Below are 20,078 nucleotides of genomic sequence, written 5' to 3'. Positions count from 1 at the left end.
GGGCAGTCGTAAGCCTCGATTTCCACGATGAGGCCCGTGATGCTCTCCTGGTCCGGCAGGCGGCGGACCAGGGTGGCGCCCAGCAGGTTCCGGGCGATCTGCACGGGATTCCCGGCGAAATGGGCGGGCGGCAGCGGCGCGGTCATGCGCCGAGCCTACCGCGCGCCTTCAGATACTCACCACTGCGCCCGGCGGCGCGGGCGGGTCAAGGGACCGGGCGCATCTCGTGCGGGGGGCGCAGCAGGCCTTCTTCGTAGATGCGGCGGATGGTGGAGTCGATGTCGGGTTCGCGGACGGTCAGGTCGCGGATGGGCGCGTGCGCGGTGATCAGCGCGATGGGTGCGGCGGCCGGCCCGTGAAAGGCGTACACGGCGCGCACGTCGCCTGCGCCGAGCAGGTCCAGGCCCGGAGTGTGCGGGTCGGCGGGCGGGATCTCGAAGTCCATCTGCACCTGGCGCGCGCCGCCGTAACGGGCTTGCAGGTCGTTCAATTGTCCGTCGAACAGCAGTTGCCCGTGATCGATGATCATGACGCGCAGGACCGGGAAGGACGACAGGCACCCCGCCGGGATGATGAACGTGAAGGTGCGGCGCAGCGCGCGGCTGTAGATGTCCATGGGGTAACTGATCAGCGTGCGGCCCCCGTACGTCAGGACGTTCATGGCTTCCACGCTGTCCACCGTCCAGAAGGTCAGGGTGCCGCCCACCACGAACAGCGCGCCGAAAAAGGCGATCATGCCCAGCACGGACGACAGCAGTAGCAGCGCCGTTACTGCGTTCAGGGACAGGCCGGCGTGCGTCAGGCCGTACCCGGCGATGGCGGCGGCCAGAACGACGCGCGCCACGCGGCACAGCGCGAAGTCCGAGGCAAACACCTGCAGGGTCAGCGGGGCCGGGCGCAGCAGGAAGGTGCTCAACGTGCCGCTGCGGACGTGCCCGGACAGGTTCGGGACGTCGAAACCGCCGAAGAGGATGTCCATCAGCACGAAGGCCAGTTCCGCCAGGCCGTACAGCAGGCACACCGCATACGGACTGCGGCTCCATACCGCGAAGGGGCGTCTGCCCTTCCTACTCGCGTCCGCTCGGATTGATTCGCAATTGCAGCGAATCAATCGGAATCCGTATCACCCAGCGTCCAGCCGCTGAGACTGCCGAGGCGGGGCAGAATCAGGGCCAGCGCGGCGGACTCGGCGGCCGTGATCAGCAGGGTGCCCAGCGAGTCCAGCAGGAACGACGTGCGGTACGCGCCCTGCGAGCGAGCCTGCGCGCCCAGCAGCCGCCGGTACAGGCGGGTGTGGTGGCGCAGGGCGTCCAGTGATCCGCCTGACCGCTGCCCTTCTGTATGGCCGCTAGCCACCGGCGACCTCCAGCCGCCGCAGCCCGCGCCGCAGCGGGAAGGCCCTCAGCGCCAGGAGTGCGCCCGTCCAGGCCAGCTGCGTGCCCGGGGCCACCCAGGCGCCGGGGCCACCCAGGCGCCGGGGCCACTCCTGCAGCCCAGCCAGACTTCCACGGTGGTGCTCAGCATGGACGGAAAGGGCGCGCAGGCCAGCGCCGCCTGCGCCCACTCCGGAAAGAATGCCAGCGGCATCAGGAATCCGCAGCCCGGGCCCAGCAGCGCCCACGCGAACCGGCCGAACCCGGCGGCGTCCGGGAACCAGAACGCCGCGCAGTTCACCAGGAAGCGGAACAGAAACCCGCACGCCCAGGGGGGCGCGGCGCTCAGGATCGTCTGCGTCCACGCGAGCGGCCCGGCTGGCCAGTGCAGGCCGCCGACCGTGCCCGCCGCACCCACCTGAAACGCCGCGCCCCCCTGAAACGCCGCGCCCACCTGAAAGGTCAGCAGCATCGGCAGGCCGCGCAGCACGAACTGCGCTGCCGCCCGCCCGGCGTCCTGCGCGGCCCAGAAACCCAGCAGGTTCATGGGGCGCAGCAGGTCCGTGCCGACCTCGCCCCGGTGAATGGTGCGCATGAAGTCCGTCCAGCCGAACAGGGCCAGCGCCACGACGAACGCCTGCGTCAGTGCGGAGTACGTGACGGCGTCGGTCAGGCTGTACCCGGCCACCTACGGGCGCGCCCCGAACAGCGCGGCCAGAACCGACACCCGCAGCAGCCCGAAAAAGGCGTTGGTGACGACTCCCCACAGGGCCGCCTGCGGGTAAGCGAAGGGCCGCCGGAAGCCCAGCCGCGCCACAGCAGCGTACAGCGCCGCGCCGGAACCGGCCGCGCCCGCGTGACGCTGCGCGGCGGGCGCTGGGTGAATGGTCATGAATGCTCCCCCTCTCCAGAGACCGGGCCCTGCACGCAGGCTTCCCGGTTGCCGAACTGGAAGCAGTCAGCCTACCCGAGCAGACCTGCAAGCGACATACGCCGCATGGCAGAGGGTCCGCAGGGCCGGGTGGGCGGGCCGCCGTGGGGCCGCTTGCGTCGCGACCGCTCGCTGGGGCTGCAGGTCGCCTCCCCCCTCCGGCCGCACTCCATTCCCATTTCCGCTCCGTTCCCAGCTACACTGCTCTCCGACCTACACCACATTCCCGGCTCGACCCATGCCAGTTTCCCTTCACTTACCCGCACGCACCACCGGCCACACGCGCCGGCACAGGAGGCACATCATGATGGACATTTTCAACATGCTCGGAGGAATGGGACAGGCCCAGCAGACCGTCGCGCAGAACACCGGCGCGAACACCGGGCAGTCGCAGGCCGCCATCGAGGCCGCGCTACCCCTGCTGCTGGGCGCCCTGACCCGCAACGCCGCGCAACCCGGCGGCCTGGACGCCCTGAGCGGCGCGCTGAGCCGCCACGACGGCAGCGCCCTGGACGCCTTCACGCAGGGGCAGGTACCGGACACGCAGGACGGCCAGAAGATCCTGGGGCACGTGTTCGGCGGTCAGCAGGCGCAGGCGGCGCAGGCGGTCAGCAAGCGCGCCGGCATCGACCCGCAGATGGCCATGCAGATTCTCAGCATGCTGGCCCCGCTGGTCCTCGGCTACCTGAGCCGCCAGAAGCAGGGTCAGGGCGCTCAGGGCGGCGGCGCGGATCTGGGCAGCGTCCTGGGCGGCCTGCTCGGTGGCGGCGCGGCTGGCGGGCTCGGCGGCGGGCTGGGCGGCATGCTCGGCGGGATGCTGGGCGGCGCACCCGCGCAGCAGAGCAGCCCAGCGGGCGGCACCGACCTGGGCGGCCTGCTGGGCAGCGTCCTGGGTGGCACCCAGGGGCACGCACCCGCGCAGCAGGGCGGCCTGCTGGGCACCCTGAACAGCGCCCTGGACAGCGACGGGGACGGTAATGCGCTCGACGACCTGATCGGCATGTTCGGCGGCGCGCGCCGCTAAGGCGGGACCACCCACACCCCCGAACAGCCCTGAAGAGCAAGGAGGCGAGCCCGCGCGGGCTCGCCTCCTTGCTGCATGACAGACACTGTGTTCCGGCTCGCATCCGCTCGGATAGAACGGTCTTTGCAGCCCATTCAATCGGAGTCCGTCTCATACGGATCCCGTTTGTTTCGCCGACAATCCGGAACTTCACCGGATTGCCAGCTCCACGTCCAGAACCCGCCCAGCTCCCACTCGCTTCGCTCGGATTGAACGGTCTTTGCAGCCCATTCAATCGGAGTCCGTCTGATCCGGATTCCGCTCCATTCCGCCACAGTCGGAAAAGCGCCGCCTGCGGCTCCATACCGCGAAACCCGGATGCTATTCCTACTCGCATCCGCTCGGATTGACTCGGGACTACACCGAATCAATCGGAGTCCGTCTCAGTGATCCGTGCGTTCGCGCGAGCGGGGCTGGTACCCGGGCGGGGTGTCGCTGCCGCCCGTAAAGAGGCTGGTGGTCAGGTATCGCGCGCCGGTGTCGCAGGCGATGGTCGCCACGCGCTTTCCGGGGCCGAGGCGGCGGGCGACCTCCAAGGCAGCCCAGGCCATCGCGCCGCTGCTCATGCCCACGAACAGACCTTCCTCCTGCGCCAGGCGGCGGGCCAGCGGGTAGGCATCCTCTTCCCAGACCTGCACCACGTCGTCCAGGACGCTGCGGTCCAGGTTCTGCGGGATGAAGCCGGGCCCCATGCCCTGAAAGCCGTGTTCGCCGCGTTCCCCGCCGCTCAGGACGTTGCTGCGCGCGGGTTCACAGGCGATGATCTGTACGTCGGGGTTCATGCGTTTCAGGTAGCGGCCCACGCCACTGATGGTGCCGCCGGTCCCGCTGCCGTACACGAAGGCGTCGATGCGGCCCTCCATCTGTTCCCACAGTTCGGGGCCGGTGGTGGCCTCGTGCACGGCGGGGTTGGCGGGGTTCGTGAACTGGCCCATCATGACCGCGCCGGTGCGGTCGGCGATGGTCTGCGCTTCCTCGATGGCGGCCAGCATGCGGCGCTGCGGGTCTGTCAGGATCAGTTCGGCGCCGTACGCGGCCAGCGTGCGTTTGCGTTCCTCACTCATCTGGGCGGGCATGCACAGGATCAGTCTGTACCCCTTGGCGGCTGCCACCTGCGCCAGCCCGATGCCCGTATTGCCGCTGGTGGGTTCCACGATGGTCCCGCCGGGTTTCAGCAGGCCGCGCCGTTCGGCGTCCTCGACGAGGCCCAGCGCGGTGCGGTCCTTGATGCTCCCGCCGGGATTCTGACCTTCCAACTTCACGAACACGTCGGCCATGTCGGGGCCGGTCACGCGCTTCAGTTGCAGCAGGGGCGTGTGGCCGATGAGCGACTCGATCATGCCGCCCAGGATAGGCCCTGCGCGGCCGCGCGAATCGGGGGGTGGCAGACAGGAGCGCTCCACAGCATGCAGGGAGCCGCGCGTCCATTCCGACGCGCGGCTCCCTGTGTTGCTGTGCTGCTTCTGTACTGTGCTGCTCCTGTGCTGCGGTGCTTAGCGGGGAGGCTGGCTGTCCGGGGCGTCCCGTTCGGGCAGCGCGGCCTCGCCGGTCGCGTCCGGGCGGCTGGCCAGCGGGTCGATGTGCGGCGTTTCCCGGCTGATGCTGCTGACCAGGATGTCCAGGACGTTCCCGTCGCGGGCGGCCTGCACGGCGCGGTTGGTAACGATCTCACCGATGTTCAGGATGATCGAGTCGTCGGGCGCGAGAATCACGCGGGTCACGGGGCGGCCCAGGGCGTCGCGGACCTTCTGCTCCTCGGCTTCCTGCTGGCGCTGGTCGATGACCTCGGTGGCCTGCTCGCGCTTGTCGCCCAGCCAGTTCTTGGCGCGGTCGAGCAGGTTGCCCGCTCCCTCGCTGACGCTGGCCAGTCCGCCTGCAACGGCCACCCCGGCGGCGGGGCTGGACGTGCCGGCGGCGCCGCCGGTGGTGGCGTCGATCAGGGCCTGCTGCACGCCCAGGTGGCGGGCGCGCTCGGCAATAGCCTGCGTGACGATCTGGCCCTGCGCGGCCACGAGGCTCCCGCCGGGCGCCCGGACGTCGGTGCGGACCCGGCGGCCCACGGTGGCTTCCAGGGTGTTGGGGTCCAGTTTGGTGCGCTCGCGCAGGGTCTGCACGCCGCCGCTGATGGCTCCGCCGGTCGCGGCGGCGGTCAGGGCGGCCAGTTTCCCGGTCTGCTCGGCGCGGTCCGCCTGGAAGGCCGTGATGGTCGCGCCGGCGGGCACGATGACCTCGCCAGCGTCGGTGCGGATTTCGCTGCCGGCGGTCTTGCCGGTCACGTAGGCTTTCTGACGCTCGGCGGTGGCGTCTTTTACGTCCTCGTAGGATTCCTGCACGCGGTCACGGGCGCTGCCGTAGGCGTCGGCGATCACTCCGCCGGTCGCGGCGGTGGCCAGTGCGACGAGTTTCCCGGCGGTTTCGGCTTCGTCCGCCTGGGCGGCGGTGATGGTTTCGCCCTTGGAGACGATCACGCGGCCGTCCTCGGCCGTGATGTCACCTCCGGCGGTCTTGCCGACCACGTACTCTTTCTGGCGTTCACGGGTCGCTTCTGCGATGTTCTCGTAGGCACCCTTGACGCTGTCGGCGGCCTCGTGGTACACGCCGACCACGCTCTGACTGGCGCTCTGCAGCGCGCCTTTCAGGCCGCCTTCCTCCTGCTCCTGCATGGCGCTGGCCACCTCGACGGGCACGATGGCGGTGTCGTGGCCGATCTGCACGCTCTCGGGGACCGGTACGAAGGTGCGGCCACTACTCAGGTCGGCGAACAGGCCGCCGGTCGCCTCGTAGCCTTCGACGCGGCCGGTCTCCTCGTTAAAGAACACGTCGGCGATCTTGCCGAGGTTCTGGCCGTCGGTGGTCATCAGGGTCAGGCCGATCAGGCTACTGCCGCTTTCCAGCGCCTCTTTCAGGCGACCGTCCTCGCGGGTGGTGGTGACGGCGGAGGCGTCGGCGATCATGATGGCGTCCTCACCGATCGAGCGGATCTGATCGAACGTGACGGCCTTGGCGGCGCTGAACCAGCCGCCCTCATCGACGAGCAGGCCCAGCACCTGATTGGCCTGGTGGTCGAAGATGACGTCGTGCACAGTGTCGATCTTCTCTCCGGTATTGATGGCGATGACGGAACGGCCGAGAATCTCTTTACCTTTAATCATGCGGGAAACTCCGGTGAACGGCGTCCGCCTGGCCTTCCGTGAAGGTGTCGTGGGCGGAGCGGAGAGGGGCGGGGGCCGCAGGGGCAACCGCGAACGGCGCGGGAGCCCAGAACAACGCTACCGCTCAGGTGTAGCAGACCTGACGAGCGGTGTTCAGAAGCCGAGGTCCAGCAGGCCCTGGGGTTTGAGGTACAGGAAGTACGCCAGCAGGAACAGAGCGATCAGGATGATGAGAATGATCAGAATCTTGCCGCCGTTACCGCCGGAATTGCCTTTGAGTCGCGTCATGGTGCCTCCGTCACTAAGTATAGAAACTCGCGGCGGTTATCTGCGCGTCCACGAATCACACCGACTTGATTGAACCTTGACCCAGTCTTCACCAGGCGGGGGCGCTACTCTCGGTGAATGCCGAGTGAGTCGAGTCAGTTGCCCTTCCTGCGCGCCGACGCCGCGTCCCCCGCCCCGCACGAGCGCCGGCTGTCGCAGCTGCCCCTGACGGTGCTGGTCGGCCTGACCGGCGTGGGGAAAAGTACCGCCCTGGCCGCCCTGACCGCGGCAGATGCGGGCGTCCGGGTGCTACCGGACCGGCGGGAGGTCACGGACGCCGTGATGATCCTGCCGCTGGCAGGCGCGGCCGTACGGGACCGTGAAGAACGCTTCCGGCTGACCGCGCAGTACCGCCAGGCCCATCCGGGCGGCATGGCGCAGGCGCTGGGGTCACTGCTGGCCGACACGGGTCACTGGGGCCAGACGCCGGTCTTCGACGGACTGCGCGGCCTGGACGAGGTCAGATTCGCGGCGCAGTCGTTCCCGGCGTGGCGGTTCGTGGCGCTGGGCGCCCCGGACACGGTGCGGGTGCGGCGGCTGCTGGGCCGAGCGGACGCTTTCGATCAGGTGGGCGGCGCCCAGGGCGGGACCACGCTGCGGGAATCGCTGGCCGACCTGAAGGGCGCGGCGGAGGTCTTTACGCCGCAGGAACTGGACGCCCTGGCAGAACTGCCGGCCCAGGGCTTCGCGCCGGACGACGTGCTGGCGAAGGTGAAGATCGTGGTGTCCGAGCGGCGCAACTACGACCCGGTGGCGGCCGAGGCGTTCCTGCGGACCCTGCCGCCCGCAAGGGCGCTGGTGCTGGATACCGTGGCGCTGGACCCGGCCGGCGTGGCGCGGGCCGTGCGCACCTGGACCACGGGGGCAGTGTGAGCGCGCCCACCGTCGCGCGGGTCGAGGGTCTGGTCTACCGGCTGCCGCTCACCTCGGCGCTGGCGTGGGGGGCGCACTCGGCCCTGAGTGCCGCCGAGCACGTTCTGGTGCGCGTCACGCTCTCGGACGGCACGGTGGGCGTGGCCGAGGCGACACCGCGCCCCACCATCTACGGCGAGACGCCCGCCAGCGTGCTGGGCATCCTGGCGCACCTGCAAGGCGCCCTGGCAGGCCTGAGCATCACGGACGAGGCGGGCCTGAACCGCGCGCGCAACAGCGTGGCGAACAACCACACGGCGCGCGGCGCGCTGGACATGGCCCTACATGACGCCCGCGCCCGCGCCGCCGGAAGCAGCCTGTTCAGCACGCTGATGGGCCCGAACACGCGCGTCCGCGTGAGTTTCATTCTGGGCATCGCCAGTCCGGACGACATGCTCGGCGAGGCGCGGCGCGTGGTGCAGGCCGGTGTGCGCTGCCTGAAGGTGAAAGTGGGCCGCGAGCACGAACGCGACCTGCGCGTGATCCGCGCGCTACGGGCCGAGTTCGGGAGTGACGTGCTGCTGTACGCCGACAGTAACGAGACCCTGAGCCCCGAATCGGCCCCGCCGGCCCTGGACGCCATGCGGGAGGCGGGCCTGATGTACGTGGAAGAGCCCCTGCCGGCGCGGCAGTTGCGGGCGCGCGCCGCGCTATACGCGCAGGGGCGGCTGCCGATCGTGGCGGACGACTCGTGCTTCACCCCGGCTGACCTGGACCGCGAACTGGACTTTGGTACCTTCGATGTGCTGAACGTGAAAACGGCCCGCAACGGCTTTACCGACGGCCTGAACATGCTGCGCGTGGCCGCCGCCCACGGAAAGCGCGGCATGGTGGGTTCGCAGGCCAGCACGGGCCTGGGCACCCTGCACGCGGCGCTGCTGTCCACCCAGCCCGAGGTGACCGAGCCCTGCGAACTCAGTTTCGTCCTGAAATTGCAGGACGACCTGCTGAACGCGCCCATCGAGTTCCGGGACGGCTGGCTGGACGTGGCCGCCCTGAGCGGCCACGCCCCTGATCCAGCGAAAGTGGCCCGTTACCGCGTCGGATAGGTGCGCGCGGCGCGGTTCCGGCCGGACCGAAAATGGCAGCCGGAATGGGTCAGACAGGACCGGTGACTGATACGGACTCCAGGAAAAGCCTGAACGGGTTGGGTCAACCATTCAGGCCGGGTCAGCTTCAGTGGTCGCGCATCAGGGTCTGAATCTGGCGTTGCATGGCGTCCAGGACGGGGCGGCTGCGCAGGCAGTCCACCAGGGCGCGGGTCGCCTGGTGTTCGCTCCCGCGCAGCGCGCCGCGCAGGTGTTCCTGAACGGCGGGGTGAAGCTGCCCGCGCAGGAACAGCAGGTCGCGCAGCAGGTCGTCCACGCCGATGCTGGGGCCGGTCTCGCCGTCTGGACTGGCCGTCTGGACGAGCGGGCGGCCACGCTCGTCGAGGACCAGGGCGGCGTGCAGGGCGTGTCCGGCGCGGCGGGTCACGTGTTCCAGGGTGGGCATGAAGGCGTTCACGAGATTCAGCGCGAGGCTGCGGCCCAGGAAGGTCAGGCGGGGCTGGTCTTGCAGGGTGGCGTGGAGTGTCTGGGCCAGGTGGCGGGCCAGCCGGTCGCCCTCGTCCATCAGCGCGGCCTGCGGCCTTTCGGGGGGTAGGCCTTCGGGGGGCGGGCCTTCGGGGGTTGGGCCTTCGGGGGTCGGAACGGTCACGCTGCTCATCCTGACATGCCTGCCCCAGCCACGCCGGGTGCCGGGCGGATGGGGCCCCCGCCCCCCGCAGCTGTCTAAACAACCGGCTTTTTTGTGCGTGCTGCACGGAGTCATGCCACGCGGGTGGGCGGGTGGGCCCTGGTGTAAGCTCATCTGGTATGAACGTCATTGGGAAGGTCACGGTGTTGCCTCAGCTGCCCGGCAGCGTGGCAAGGCTGTCCGAACTCGCCTATAACCTGTACTGGTCCTGGACTCCACATGCCCAGGCGCTGTATCAGGAACTGGATCACGGTCTCTGGGAGCGGTTCCAGCACAATCCGGTGCGGACCCTGCTCGAAGTTCCGCAGGCGCGCCTAAAAGAAGTCGCGGCCGACCCCGCCTACCTGAAACGCTACGCGCAGGTCATGGCCGACTTCGACGCCTACATGGGCAAGAAGGACACCTGGGCCGCCAAGAACGTTCCCGACATGAAACCCGTGGCTTACTTCAGCATGGAGTACGCGTACCACGAGTCCCTGCCCATCTACTCTGGCGGTCTGGGCGTGCTGGCGGGTGACCACTGCAAGAGCGCCTCTGATCTGGGGATTCCCTTCACGGCGGTCGGCATGCTGTTCCACCAGGGGTACTTCACGCAGCTGTTCGACAAGGACGGCTGGCAGAACGAAACCTACGACGAACTCGACCTGACCACCCTGCCCATCACGCCCGCCCTGACGCACGGCGGCGAGGAAGCCCGCGTGAGCGTGGTCATCGGGAACCGCACCGTTCACTCGCGCATCTGGAACCTGAACGTGGGCCGCATCCGGGTACTGCTGCTGGACACGAACGTTCCGCAGAACAGTCCCGAGGACCGCACACTGACCGCACGCCTGTACGGCGGCAACCAGGAGCTGCGCGTGCAGCAGTACGTGCTGCTGGGCGTGGCCGGCATCCGCGCGCTGAGGCTGCTGGGTATCCCCGGCGACGTGTACCACATGAACGAGGGGCACGCCGCGCTGCTGGGCCTGGAACGCACCCGCGAGTACGTGGAAGCCGGTCTGGATTTCCGTACCGCCGTGGAAACCGTGGCCAGCAGCACGCTGTTCACCACGCACACGCCCGTGCCCGCCGGGAACGACGCGTTCGGGTACGACCTGATGGACCGCTACATCGGCTCGTGGCCCGCCCAGCTGGCCGCCAGCCGTGACGAACTGTACGCGCTGGCCGAACACGAGCAGATGTGGGACGGCCACCCGGTCCCGACGTTCTCCATGACGGTGTTCGCGCTGAACATGAGCCGCGCCGCCAACGGTGTGTCCGAACTGCACGGCGAGGTCAGCCGCGACATGTGGAAGTTCCTGTACCCCGGCGCGGAGACCGGGGAAGTGCCGATCGGGCACGTCACGAACGGCGCGCACAACCTGACCTTCACGAGTCAGGCCATGCGCGACCTGCTCTCCACCGTGCTGCCCGCCGACTGGACCGAACGCCTGGAAGACGAGGCGATGTGGCAGGCCGTCGAGAACCTCACCGACGCGCAGCTCAGCGACGTGCAGCTGGTCATGAAACGCGAGATGATCACCTTTGTACGCGGCCGCGTGCGCGAGCAGAAGGTCCGCAACGGCGCCAGCGCCGCCGACGTGGCCGCCACCGACACGCTGCTCAGCGAGAACGCCCTGACCATCGGCTTCGCGCGGCGCTTCGCGACGTACAAGCGCGCCACGCTGCTGTTCCGCGACCGTGAACGCCTCAGCCGCATCGTGAACCACCCGGAGCGCCCGGTGCAGTTCGTGTTCGCCGGTAAGGCCCATCCGGCCGACAACCCCGGCAAGGCCCTGATTCAGGAGATCTACCGCCTGTCGCAGGAACCCGAGTTCCGGGGCAAGATCGTGATCCTGGAAAACTACGACATGCATGTCGCCCGTCACCTCGTGCAGGGCGTGGACATCTGGCTGAACAACCCCCGCCGCCCCCTGGAAGCCTCCGGCACCAGCGGCATGAAGGCCAGTTTCAACGGTAGCCCCAACTTCAGCGTGCTGGACGGCTGGTGGCGCGAAGGGTACGACACCACCAACGGCTGGCCCATCGGCGAGGAACGCGAGTACGCCGACCTGAACGTGCAGGACGACGCCGACGCCTACAGCCTGTATCACATCCTGGAACACGACATCGCGCCCCGCTACTACGGACAGGGCACCGGGGACACCTCGTGGGCGCACACCGTTCGCCGCGCCATCGAGACGTGCAGCCCGCGCTTCTCGATGCAGCGTCAGGTGATCGACTACGTGCAGAAGTACTACCTGCCCATCGCCGCGCGCGGCGCCGTCCTGGCCGACAGCCACAGCACGCGCGCCCGCGAGATCGCCAGCTGGAAAGGCTGGGTGCGCCAGCAGTGGCCGCACACCACCCTCAGCGCCCAGGCGACCCTGCCCGCCACCACCCAGCCCGGCCAGACCGTGCCCGTCACGGCCACCGTGAACCCCGCCGGGATCAACCTGAGCGAACTGCGCGTGGAAGCCGTCCTGAAACGCGCGGGGGGGCTGACCTATGTGCCGCTGACCCACGTGCCGCTGACCCACGTGCCGCTGACCAGCCACGGCGACGGCACCTTCAGCGCCCAGGTGCCCCTGAACGAGAGCGGCCTGTACTCGGTCGGCGTGCGCATGCTGCCCGTCGTGGACGGCCTGAGTAACGACCTGGAAGCCCGACTGATCAAGTGGGCCTGACCAGACTGACCTGCCACGGACTCGGATTGAACGGTCTTTGCAGCCCATTCGATCCGAGCGGGTGCGAGTGGGAGTAGGGCGGCCCTCCGGGAGTGAAGTTGACAAACCGGCACCCCTCAGGATTGTCGGCGAAACAAACGGAATCCGTATGGGCCCACTCCCACCCGGCCACGCCCCCCCGGCTGCCCCGCACGCCGCTCCCTCTGCGGGTAGTGTGGGGTATGAGCGACCAGACAGACGGCATCGAACGCCCAGATCAGCCTTCCAGCGACCAGACGCCCGACCGCGAGATGCTGAGGCTCGGCAAGGAGCGGCGGGCGCAGATCATGGGGCAGGGCTTCGTGGACCGCGCCTTCGCGGGCGACCCGGACGCCTTCGGCGCGGACTACCAGCGCTTCCTGACCGAGTACGCCTGGGGGGCCGTGTGGGGACGCGGCGGCCTGACAGACCGGGAGCGGCACATGATCACGCTGGGCATCCTGGCCGCGCTGGGCCGCGACCGCGAACTGGAGGGGCACGTGCGCGCCACCACCAACAGCGGCGTCAGCGAACGCGACCTGAGCGACGTGCTGCATCAGGTGGCCATCTACGCCGGGGTGCCCGCCGGACTGAACGGATTTAACATCGCCGGGCGCGTACTGGCCGAACGACACGCCGCACAGGAGCAGACGGAGGTGGGGCCGGACTGAAACGGATTCCGTTTCTCTCCCACTCGCATCCGCTCGGATTGAATGGTCTTTGAAACCCATTCAATCGGAGTCGGTATGATACGGTCCTCGGTTGATTGGCACGCCACCGGACCGCAGCGGGGCGGTAGGTGGGGGCAGGTGATCTAATGCCCGGCATGACTGCCGCCCGCCCCTCTGCGCGCACCCGACCGGGCCTGCCGCCCATTCCGGCCCTGCTGCTGGCCATGGTCAGCATTCAGGGCGGCGCGGCGTTCGCCAAGACGCTGTTCCCCACGCTGGGCGCGGCCGGAACGACCTCGCTGCGCGTCACGCTGGCCGCCGCGCTGCTGACGATGGTGCTGCGGCCCCGGCTGCGGCAGCTGACGCGGCCCGACTGGGCGGCCATCGTGCCGTACGGCGCGGCGCTGGGCCTGATGAACCTCGCGTTCTACGAGGCGCTGCGGACCCTGCCGCTGGGGCTGGCCGTCACGCTGGAGTTCATCGGGCCACTCACGCTCTCACTGATCCTGTCGCGCCGCGCCACCGACGTGGCGTGGGTGCTGCTGGCCGCACTGGGCATCGCGCTGATCTCCCCGCTGGGAGAACTCCTGACCGGCGGCGGGACGCACACGCCGGTCTCCCCTGCCGGCGTGGGTCTGGCGCTGCTGGCCGGGGCGTTCTGGGCGCTGTATATCCTGGCGGGCGGCGCGGTGGGGCGCCGGGTGCCCGGTACGACCGGCGTGGTGGCCGGCATGATCGTGGCGGCGCTTGTCACCCTGCCCTTCGGTGTGGCCGGGGCGGGGCCGCAACTCCTGGCTCCGGGCTCATTGCTCCTGGGGTTGGGGGTGGCCGTACTGTCGAGCGCGCTGCCGTACACGCTGGAAATGCGCGCCCTGCGGGCCATTCCCGCCCATATTTTCGGCGTGATGATGAGTGCCGAGCCGGCCATCGCCGCGCTCAGTGGCCTGCTGTTCCTGGGAGAGCGCCTGAACGCCGCGCAGTGGGCCGCGCTCGTGTGCGTGATTGCCGCCAGCACCGGCATCAACCTGACCAGACCCGCCGCTGCCCCCGAGCCCACAGAACCAGAACCCCGGAACTGATCCGGACGGACTGCGCTCCAGACCGCCCAGGGGCGTCGGTTGCCCCCGCTGGTGTTCCTGCTCGCGTCCGCTCGGATTGAATGGGCCTTGCATCCCATTCAATCGGAGTGCGTCTTACGGCTGTTCGCTGACCTGGGTGGCGGTGGTCTTGCCGCTGCCGGTCATCAGGAGGCCCAGCTGCGTTTCGGTGGCCTCGGCGGCCTTGACTTCACCCACGATGTTGCCCTCGTACATGACCAGGATGCGGTCGCTGAGGTTCATGACCTCGCCCAGGTCGGCGCTGATCAGCAGCACGGCGAGGCCCTGGTCGCGCGCCTCGACGATGCGGGCGTGAATGAATTCGATGGCGCCGATATCCACGCCGCGCGTGGGCTGGCTGGCGACCAGGATCTTGGGGCCCTTGCGCATCTCGCGGGCCACGATGAGCTTCTGGGCGTTGCCGCCCGAGTAGCGTCCGGCCTGAAGGCTGGTGCTGCGGGGGCGCACGTCGTACTTCTCGCTGAGGTCGCGGGCGTTCTGTTCGATCACGTCACGGTTCAGGAAACCGCCGCGCCCGGCGAAGGGCGGGCGGTCGTGTTCGCCCAGGATGTAGTTCTCGGCGGTGGTCATGTCGATTACCAGCCCGCGTTCGTTGCGGTCCTCGGGAACGTGTGACAGGCCGGACGCCTCGACTTCACGCACGCCACGCGCCGCCTTCCCGAGGTACGTGATCTCCCCCTGGTAGGGCTGGAGGCCGGTGATGGCCTCGACCAGTTCACTCTGGCCGTTGCCCTCGACGCCCGCGATGCCCACGATCTCTCCGGCGCGCACCTGGAAGCTCACGCCGTCCACGGCGTTGCGGTGCTCGCCTTTTACGGTGACGTTCTGCACGTTCAGGGCGACCTCGCCGGGCTGGGCGGGCGCCTTGCTGACCTTCAAGCTCACGTCACGGCCGACCATCATGCGGGCCAGGATCTCGGTCGTGGCGCCCCTGGCGGGGATGGTGCCGATCATCTTGCCGTCACGGATAACGCTGATGGTGTCGCTGATGTGCAGCACCTCGTGCAGCTTGTGGCTGATGAAGATCACGGCGTTGCCGCTCGCGGCGTACTGGTTTTTCAGGAAGTCGAACAGCTCCTCGGTCTCGCTGGGGGTCAGCACGGCGGTGGGTTCATCCAGAATCAGGATGCGCGCGCCCCGGTACAGGGTCTTGAGAATCTCGACTTTCTGTTGCAGGCCCACGGGCAGCTCACCGACGATGGCGTCGGGGTTCAGGTCGAAGTTGAATTGCCGGATCAGGTCGGCCACGCGCCTGCGCGCCCCGGCGTAGTCGATGGCGCCGCCACGCGTGGGTTCCATTCCCAGGATGACGTTCTCGGTGACGCTCAGGGTCTCGACGAGCATGAAGTGCTGAAAGACCATGCCGATGCCGCGCTTGATGGCCTCGCTGGGGTCGCTCAGGTCAACAGTTTCACCGTCCACGACGATCTGCCCGCTGGTAGGGGGCTGAATGCCGTACACGATCTTCATCAGGGTGCTCTTGCCGGCTCCGTTCTCGCCGCACAGGGCGTGAACGCTGCCCCAGCGCACTTCCATGGAGATGTTGTCGTTGGCGAGAACCAGCGGGAAGCGTTTGGTGACGCCGCGCAACTCCAGCGCGTTCGGGGAGTTGTGATGCACCTCGCGCAGCACGTCGGTAGTGGGAGCGGTCATACCCCCGAGTCTACTGTCCGCGCAGGCCCGCGCGCATCCTCTGGCCCCCCCCACGCGCGCGCGCCCGGCTTGGGTCAGAATACCGGCATCATGGAACCTTTCTGGCTGGCCATGACGAACCTGGGACGCGACGAGATCTTCATCGCGGCCCTCGCGCTGGACACCTGGCTGGTCAGTCCGCGCGGCGGCCGGAGCCTGGGCACGGCGTTCGCGTTGAGTGACCCGGTGAACGCCGCGCTGAAGTACGGGCTGAACCTGCCCCGCCCGTTCACGAACGACCCGGCGGCGGCGTCACAGGCGGCGCGGGGCACGGCGGGCGGGCCAGGCCTGCCGGGTGGGCACTCGCAGATGGCCGCGACCCTGTGGGGCGGCGTGGCCCTGCAACTGCGCCGCCCGTGGGTAACGGCGGCCGCCGCTGCGCTGGTCGGGTTGATCGCCGCGTCGCGGTTGGTCCTGAACGTGCATTACCCCAGTGACGTGATCGTGGGCCTCGCGCTGGGCGCGCTGTTGGCACGGGCGGCGCGCGTGACCTTCCCGCAGGGCGGCGCACTGCGCAGTGCGCCGCCGCTGGCGGCGCTGCTCCTGGCGGCTTTGCTGCCGGCGGGCGTGCCCCGTGAGTTCGCGGCAGGGCTGGGCATGGCCGCCGGGTTCTGGTTCGTGCAGCCGCGCTTCACGCCGCCCACGACGACACAGGGCCGCCTGATCGTGGCGGTGTTCGGACTGGCCGTGGTGTTCGGCGCGTCTGCCGGTCTGGGGGCGCTGACGGCCGGAAGCAGGGAGGTCGGGCTGGTGCGCGCTGCGCTACGGGCTGCTGGTGCTCGTGGCAGCCGGGGGCGTGCCGGTGATGCTGCGCCGCTGGCTGCCCCTGGAACCGGCACCGACAGCCGTGGGGGGCAAGCGGGTTTCCCACTGATACGGCCTGCGGCTGATGCGGCGCCGTTCCGATCGGGCCGGGACCATGCAAGAAGGAACAACAGACGCTCCTTCGAGTCTTGGAGCCGCAGTCCCCATCAGCGAACGCGGACGCCCTTGCTGACGGGTTGCGTGCGCAGCCAGCGCACGAAGCGCTGCACGTCCGGGTGCGCGCGCAACGCGCCGACGTCCTGGTAGTCGCGGGCCAGTTCGGCGTTGCTGAAGGTGCGGTGCAGGAAACTGTGGCAGGGGCGGCACAGCCGGGTGGTGGGCAGGTCCGCTACACGTACACCCTGCCGGCGACCCTGTGAGCGGGGCAGCAGATGGTGTTCGGTCAGGTGCGGCGTAGCCCGCTGACACAGGGCGCAGGTGGGGTCCGGGGTGGGCGGCGCGGGCCAGGTGCTGGGAGGGAGCCGGCGTGCCATGCGTGAAGATACGGGCGCGCGTGACGGCCGGACTGTCTGAGGCTGAACAGTCCGGCCGGGCCGCCCTGAGCGGCGGCCGTTACAGGCGGGTCAGGTTGGGGTACTTCTGGATGGCCTCGTCCTCGCTGAGGAATTCGCCCTCGGCGTCGGGGCTCCAGATGACCTCGGCGCGGATCAGGTCGCCGGGCGTGACGGAACTGATGGCGCTCAGGGCGGCGCGGGCCTCGGCGGCGTTCGTGACTCCGGCGGGCGGCAGGGCGGCCAGGGTATGCGCCGCGACGGCCAGGGTCACGGCGAGGTACTGGTCGGCGGCGTCGTGCTTGAAGGCGTAGTCGTCGCGGCGGGCGTAACCGCTGTTCGGGTCCCTGTTCTGGTAGTTGCTGGTGGTCTGCTCGGTAAAAGCGGCGCGGGCTTCGGTGGCCCACGCGCCCACCTGACTGTCGGCGGTCTCGGCGGACCCCTGGGCACGCTGCACGGTGCCGTACACCCAGCGTTCCGGGTGGCGCAGCGCCACGAGCGCCGCTTCCTGCAACATGCGGGCCAGTCCCTCGTTGGTGTCGGGGTCGCCGTTTTGCGCGACGCGTTGCAGGGCGCGTTTGACCTCGTCACCCTCGGCCAGCAGGAGTTGCACGCTGAGCGCCTGCGCGGTGCCGCTGAGCCCGGCCAGGCCCTTGCCGCCCCCGCCGAGGCTGCGTCGCATGGCGCCGATCACCACGAAGACCACCACGCCGAACAGGACCAGGGGGATCAGGCCGCCGCCACCGCCGCCGTACCCGTACCCGAATCCGCCGCCGCCGTTGATGATGATCGGGCCGCTGTAGCCGCCCCCGTAGCCGCCGCCCCGGCTGTAGCCGCCGCCGCTGTACCCGCCTCCGCTATAGCCGCCGCCGTACCCGCCTCCGGAACTGCCGGAACCACGGGAGCTGCCGCCGAACCCACCGCCGGACTGCGCGTGGGCCGGCGCAAGCAGCAGGGACGTCAGGGCCAGCAGCGTCAGCAGGGCGCTGAGCAGAAGGGGACGGTGGGTGCGGACGCCGGAAATGCGGGAGGCGGGCTGCATATGCGCAGTGTACGGGTCGGCACGCTGCGGCGTTCCCCTGGGCGCCCTTCATGCGGCCTTGTGGCGCGGGGTCCGGCGGGTACACTGCGCGCGTGAGTGACGAGCGACGCGACGTGATAACCCTGAGTGCCGGGCAGTGGAACGCCCTCCTGGAGAGCCTGTTCGAGCGGGACGACCGCCTGGACCGGCGCCGGGACGGCGAAACGTACCGCCGTGACGAGGTCGTGGACGCGTACGTGATGAGCGGGCACGCCGAGGCCCTGCGCAGCGCCGAGGTAGACGGTGACGTGTGGGGCACCCTGGAAGATATCGAGGAAACGGCAGACACCGAGGAGGAAGCCTGGGAGAAGATCGTGGCGTTCTACCTGAGCCGCGAGTGCGTGCTGGTACGCGTGGAGGGCACCGAGGAGCCCGAGGAGTGGGTGCTGGGGCAGGAACTGGCGCGCCGCCTGGGCCTGTTAGGGTAAGACGGACTCCGACCGAAGCGAGTGGGAGCGGGCCGGGTTCCGGGCGTGGAATTGACAACACGGCGACGTTCTGAGTTGTCAGCGAAACAGACGGAATGCGTAGAGTACGGCAGGTCATACGGACTGCCTTGTGTTTTGTTGGCCGCCGACCAACACGCCGGGGTACCGACACCCCCCCCAGAGCGCGCAGCCGGGGGCCTGCCGGGCGTGAACTGCCCGTGAATTGCGGCTCATCCTGCACCGATGAGCGGGGCGTAGGCTGGCTCTCATGAATAACGATCGTCATTTCCCCGTGAAACGCCTGCTGGTCCTGGGTGCCCTGGTGGGCGCCGGGGCGTACTACTTCAGCCGCGAGCAGAACCGCCGCGCCCTGGACGCCAAACTGGCGGACCTGGGTCTCAAGGACGCCGCGCAGGACGTGGGCCAGAGCGTCACGAAAGGCTGGGAGAAGACCAAGGACGCCGCCAAGGATGCCGGGGCCGTCATTGCCGACAAGGCCAGCGAGGTCAAAGACGCCGCCGCTGACGGCGGGCAGGCCGCAGCCGACAAGGCCAAGCAGGTGGCCGGTGACGTGAAAGACGCCGTGGCCGACGCATCCGGTAAAGCCGCCGACGCTGCCAAGGACGCCGCTGCGACCGCCAGCGACAAGGCCGCCGACGTGAGTGACAAGGCCCGGAACGCCGCTACCGACGCGAAGAACGCCGCTGCCGACAAGGCCGCCGAGGTCAAGGCCGACGCGCAGGCCAAGGTCGCCGAGGCGAAGGCCGACGCCACCAAGGCCGTCAACGATGTCAAGGGTGCCGTCCGCGACGCCAAGAACGCCTGATCCCCGTTCCGGTTCACCACGCGCCCCCTCCCCACGGAGGGGGCGCGGCCTGTGATGCGGCTTCCGGATGATAAGGATTCCGATTGATTCAGTGCAGTTCTGAATCAGTCCGAGCGGACGCGAGTAGGAACAGGATACGGGTTTCGCGGTATGGAGCCGCAGGCGGTGTCTTCCCGACTGTGGCGGAATGGAGCGGAATCCGTATCGGCCCCCTTCTGGCCTCCCTTGCCCTGGACCGCGCGCCTGGCGGCGGCTGGGTCGGCGGGCCGCTACACTCGGCGACATGACACGCCGCGACCTTGACTCTGGAACCCAGACGCTGGAGCGCACGCGAACGCAGCGGCCCCGGCTGTTCCGGGTACTGCTGCTGAACGACGATTACACCCCGATGGAGTTCGTGGTGGAGGTGCTGCGCCGCTTTTTCCGCAAGACCGAGCAGGAGGCCGAGCTGATCATGCTGGCCGTGCATCACAAGGGGCAGGGCGTGGCGGGCGTGTACTCGCGGGACGTGGCCGAGACGAAGGTGGCGCAGGTCATGGCGGCCGCGCGGCAGGAGGGGTTCCCGCTGCGAGTGGTGGCTGAACCGGAGGCGGGCGAATGATACGGATGGGGGTGAACAGGGTGACACACACTTTCCACCCGAACACACCCGGAGAGCTGAGTCCCAGAGCGGGTGGGCGTGGCTCGGAGCTTGAGGTTGGCCGCCCGGCGTTGTGCGGGATTGAGAACGACCTACACGGAATCCCTCTCAGGCGCCTGGCGCGCTC

22 protein-coding genes are annotated in these 20,078 nt (G+C 69.2%); 10 read left to right on the top strand and 12 right to left on the bottom strand.

Features of this window, described 5'->3' with window-relative positions; all coding sequences use genetic code 11:
• The 5 genes from QZ271_RS06795 to QZ271_RS06775 form a co-directional block, all read right to left on the bottom strand.
• The coding region (locus tag QZ271_RS06795) for a DNA-3-methyladenine glycosylase (protein WP_291429968.1) at positions 1 to 146 on the bottom strand (146 nt) is incomplete at its 3' end.
• Positions 147 to 205: 59 nt separating this feature from the next.
• Positions 206 to 1,021, bottom strand: a complete 816-nt coding sequence (locus tag QZ271_RS06790; protein WP_291429966.1) for an ABC-2 family transporter protein — start codon at positions 1,019 to 1,021, stop codon at positions 206 to 208.
• 86 nt (positions 1,022 to 1,107) lie between these two features.
• Positions 1,108 to 1,356: a hypothetical protein gene (locus QZ271_RS06785; protein ID WP_291429965.1), complete on the bottom strand. Its 249-nt coding sequence runs from the start codon at positions 1,354 to 1,356 to the stop codon at positions 1,108 to 1,110.
• A 45-nt stretch (positions 1,357 to 1,401) separates the two neighbouring features.
• The gene (locus QZ271_RS06780; RefSeq protein WP_291429964.1) at positions 1,402 to 2,061 is read right to left on the bottom strand and encodes an ABC-2 family transporter protein; all 660 of its coding nucleotides are present in this window, start codon (positions 2,059 to 2,061) and stop codon (positions 1,402 to 1,404) included.
• Complete coding sequence (locus tag QZ271_RS06775; RefSeq protein ID WP_291429963.1) at positions 2,062 to 2,265, bottom strand: hypothetical protein; 204 nt, start codon at positions 2,263 to 2,265, stop codon at positions 2,062 to 2,064.
• Positions 2,266 to 2,608: 343 nt separating this feature from the next.
• Between QZ271_RS06775 and QZ271_RS06770 the strand changes: the two genes are divergently transcribed.
• The gene (locus tag QZ271_RS06770) at positions 2,609 to 3,328 is read left to right on the top strand and encodes a DUF937 domain-containing protein (RefSeq protein ID WP_291429962.1); all 720 of its coding nucleotides are present in this window, start codon (positions 2,609 to 2,611) and stop codon (positions 3,326 to 3,328) included.
• A 422-nt stretch (positions 3,329 to 3,750) separates the two neighbouring features.
• Here the strand turns inward: QZ271_RS06770 and cysK are convergent, their stop codons facing one another.
• The 3 genes from cysK to QZ271_RS06755 all read right to left on the bottom strand — a co-directional run bounded on the left by cysK (position 3,751) and on the right by QZ271_RS06755 (position 6,807).
• Complete coding sequence (gene cysK, locus QZ271_RS06765) at positions 3,751 to 4,707, bottom strand: cysteine synthase A (protein ID WP_291429961.1); 957 nt, start codon at positions 4,705 to 4,707, stop codon at positions 3,751 to 3,753.
• Positions 4,708 to 4,860: 153 nt separating this feature from the next.
• Positions 4,861 to 6,519: a PRC-barrel domain-containing protein gene (locus QZ271_RS06760; protein WP_291429960.1), complete on the bottom strand. Its 1,659-nt coding sequence runs from the start codon at positions 6,517 to 6,519 to the stop codon at positions 4,861 to 4,863.
• Between the two features lie 153 nt (positions 6,520 to 6,672).
• Positions 6,673 to 6,807, bottom strand: coding sequence for a hypothetical protein (locus QZ271_RS06755; RefSeq protein ID WP_291429959.1), 135 nt, complete (start codon positions 6,805 to 6,807; stop codon positions 6,673 to 6,675).
• Between the two features lie 117 nt (positions 6,808 to 6,924).
• Here QZ271_RS06755 and QZ271_RS06750 point away from each other — a divergent pair, with 117 nt between their 5' ends.
• Together QZ271_RS06750 and QZ271_RS06745 are read left to right on the top strand one after the other, a co-directional pair.
• Positions 6,925 to 7,719 carry an ATPase gene (locus QZ271_RS06750; protein WP_291429958.1) on the top strand — a complete coding sequence of 265 codons (795 nt, stop codon included), beginning with the start codon at positions 6,925 to 6,927 and terminating at the stop codon, positions 7,717 to 7,719.
• The gene (locus QZ271_RS06745; RefSeq protein WP_291429957.1) at positions 7,716 to 8,807 is read left to right on the top strand and encodes an enolase C-terminal domain-like protein; all 1,092 of its coding nucleotides are present in this window, start codon (positions 7,716 to 7,718) and stop codon (positions 8,805 to 8,807) included. The genes QZ271_RS06750 and QZ271_RS06745 overlap by 4 nt, the downstream gene beginning before the upstream one ends.
• Positions 8,808 to 8,934: 127 nt before the next feature.
• Here QZ271_RS06745 and QZ271_RS06740 read toward each other — a convergent pair whose 3' ends face one another.
• A complete protein-coding gene (locus QZ271_RS06740) occupies positions 8,935 to 9,456 on the bottom strand; it encodes a hypothetical protein (RefSeq protein ID WP_291429956.1) in 522 nt (173 codons plus the stop codon).
• A 158-nt stretch (positions 9,457 to 9,614) separates the two neighbouring features.
• Here QZ271_RS06740 and glgP point away from each other — a divergent pair, with 158 nt between their 5' ends.
• The 3 genes from glgP (at position 9,615) to QZ271_RS06725 (ending at position 13,929) form a co-directional block, all read left to right on the top strand.
• Positions 9,615 to 12,161 carry an alpha-glucan family phosphorylase gene (glgP, locus tag QZ271_RS06735; protein ID WP_291429955.1) on the top strand — a complete coding sequence of 849 codons (2,547 nt, stop codon included), beginning with the start codon at positions 9,615 to 9,617 and terminating at the stop codon, positions 12,159 to 12,161.
• A gap of 221 nt (positions 12,162 to 12,382) precedes the next feature.
• A complete protein-coding gene (locus QZ271_RS06730) occupies positions 12,383 to 12,850 on the top strand; it encodes a carboxymuconolactone decarboxylase family protein (protein WP_291429954.1) in 468 nt (155 codons plus the stop codon).
• Positions 12,851 to 13,005: 155 nt separating this feature from the next.
• Positions 13,006 to 13,929, top strand: a complete 924-nt coding sequence (locus QZ271_RS06725) for a DMT family transporter (RefSeq protein ID WP_291429953.1) — start codon at positions 13,006 to 13,008, stop codon at positions 13,927 to 13,929.
• A gap of 114 nt (positions 13,930 to 14,043) precedes the next feature.
• On the opposite strand, the gene QZ271_RS06720 is transcribed toward QZ271_RS06725, so the two are convergent.
• Positions 14,044 to 15,621 (bottom strand): ABC transporter ATP-binding protein, encoded by a 1,578-nt coding sequence (locus QZ271_RS06720; protein WP_291429952.1) that lies wholly within the window; start codon positions 15,619 to 15,621, stop codon positions 14,044 to 14,046.
• Between the two features lie 90 nt (positions 15,622 to 15,711).
• On the opposite strand from QZ271_RS06720, the gene QZ271_RS06715 reads away from it, so the two are divergent.
• Positions 15,712 to 16,731, top strand: a complete 1,020-nt coding sequence (locus QZ271_RS06715; RefSeq protein ID WP_367114325.1) for a phosphatase PAP2 family protein — start codon at positions 15,712 to 15,714, stop codon at positions 16,729 to 16,731.
• On the opposite strand, the gene QZ271_RS06710 is transcribed toward QZ271_RS06715, so the two are convergent.
• Positions 16,632 to 16,958, bottom strand: coding sequence for an HNH endonuclease (locus tag QZ271_RS06710; protein ID WP_291429951.1), 327 nt, complete (start codon positions 16,956 to 16,958; stop codon positions 16,632 to 16,634). The two genes, QZ271_RS06715 and QZ271_RS06710, sit on opposite strands and share 100 nt — an antisense overlap.
• A gap of 79 nt (positions 16,959 to 17,037) precedes the next feature.
• Positions 17,038 to 18,018 carry a DUF1517 domain-containing protein gene (locus QZ271_RS06705; RefSeq protein ID WP_291429950.1) on the bottom strand — a complete coding sequence of 327 codons (981 nt, stop codon included), beginning with the start codon at positions 18,016 to 18,018 and terminating at the stop codon, positions 17,038 to 17,040.
• 92 nt (positions 18,019 to 18,110) lie between these two features.
• Between QZ271_RS06705 and QZ271_RS06700 the strand changes: the two genes are divergently transcribed.
• From QZ271_RS06700 to clpS, 3 genes are all read left to right on the top strand, one after another.
• Positions 18,111 to 18,485, top strand: coding sequence for a hypothetical protein (locus QZ271_RS06700; RefSeq protein ID WP_291429949.1), 375 nt, complete (start codon positions 18,111 to 18,113; stop codon positions 18,483 to 18,485).
• A 268-nt stretch (positions 18,486 to 18,753) separates the two neighbouring features.
• Entirely contained in the window at positions 18,754 to 19,311 is a 558-nt protein-coding gene (locus QZ271_RS06695) for a desiccation-associated late embryogenesis abundant protein (protein ID WP_291429948.1), read from the top strand.
• Between the two features lie 283 nt (positions 19,312 to 19,594).
• Positions 19,595 to 19,912, top strand: a complete 318-nt coding sequence (clpS, locus tag QZ271_RS06690; RefSeq protein ID WP_291429947.1) for an ATP-dependent Clp protease adapter ClpS — start codon at positions 19,595 to 19,597, stop codon at positions 19,910 to 19,912.
• The last annotated feature ends 166 nt before the right edge of the window (positions 19,913 to 20,078 follow it).

Origin of the sequence: Deinococcus sp. (assembly GCF_018260555.1) — a bacterium.
Taxonomy (GTDB): domain Bacteria; phylum Deinococcota; class Deinococci; order Deinococcales; family Deinococcaceae; genus Deinococcus.
The sequence above is the reverse complement of the archived record's forward strand: the minus strand, read 5'-3'. Positions and strand labels throughout refer to the sequence as shown.

Bases quoted from the DNA above. Each gene is read 5' to 3' on its own strand.
- QZ271_RS06760 (WP_291429960.1), bottom strand. From the start codon at position 6,519: ATGATTAAAGGTAAAGAGATTCTCGGCCGTTCCGTCATCGCCATCAAT.
- QZ271_RS06725 (WP_291429953.1), top strand. From the start codon at position 13,006: ATGACTGCCGCCCGCCCCTCTGCGCGCACCCGACCGGGCCTGCCGCCC.
- clpS (WP_291429947.1), top strand. From the start codon at position 19,595: ATGACACGCCGCGACCTTGACTCTGGAACCCAGACGCTGGAGCGCACG.
- QZ271_RS06750 (WP_291429958.1), top strand. From the start codon at position 6,925: ATGCCGAGTGAGTCGAGTCAGTTGCCCTTCCTGCGCGCCGACGCCGCG.
- QZ271_RS06775 (WP_291429963.1), bottom strand. From the start codon at position 2,265: ATGACCATTCACCCAGCGCCCGCCGCGCAGCGTCACGCGGGCGCGGCC.
- QZ271_RS06715 (WP_367114325.1), top strand. From the start codon at position 15,712: ATGGAACCTTTCTGGCTGGCCATGACGAACCTGGGACGCGACGAGATC.
- QZ271_RS06710 (WP_291429951.1), bottom strand. From the start codon at position 16,958: ATGGCACGCCGGCTCCCTCCCAGCACCTGGCCCGCGCCGCCCACCCCG.
- QZ271_RS06695 (WP_291429948.1), top strand. From the start codon at position 18,754: ATGAATAACGATCGTCATTTCCCCGTGAAACGCCTGCTGGTCCTGGGT.
- cysK (WP_291429961.1), bottom strand. From the start codon at position 4,707: ATGATCGAGTCGCTCATCGGCCACACGCCCCTGCTGCAACTGAAGCGC.
- QZ271_RS06755 (WP_291429959.1), bottom strand. From the start codon at position 6,807: ATGACGCGACTCAAAGGCAATTCCGGCGGTAACGGCGGCAAGATTCTG.
- QZ271_RS06770 (WP_291429962.1), top strand. From the start codon at position 2,609: ATGATGGACATTTTCAACATGCTCGGAGGAATGGGACAGGCCCAGCAG.
- QZ271_RS06705 (WP_291429950.1), bottom strand. From the start codon at position 18,018: ATGCAGCCCGCCTCCCGCATTTCCGGCGTCCGCACCCACCGTCCCCTT.
- QZ271_RS06720 (WP_291429952.1), bottom strand. From the start codon at position 15,621: ATGACCGCTCCCACTACCGACGTGCTGCGCGAGGTGCATCACAACTCC.
- QZ271_RS06730 (WP_291429954.1), top strand. From the start codon at position 12,383: ATGAGCGACCAGACAGACGGCATCGAACGCCCAGATCAGCCTTCCAGC.
- glgP (WP_291429955.1), top strand. From the start codon at position 9,615: ATGAACGTCATTGGGAAGGTCACGGTGTTGCCTCAGCTGCCCGGCAGC.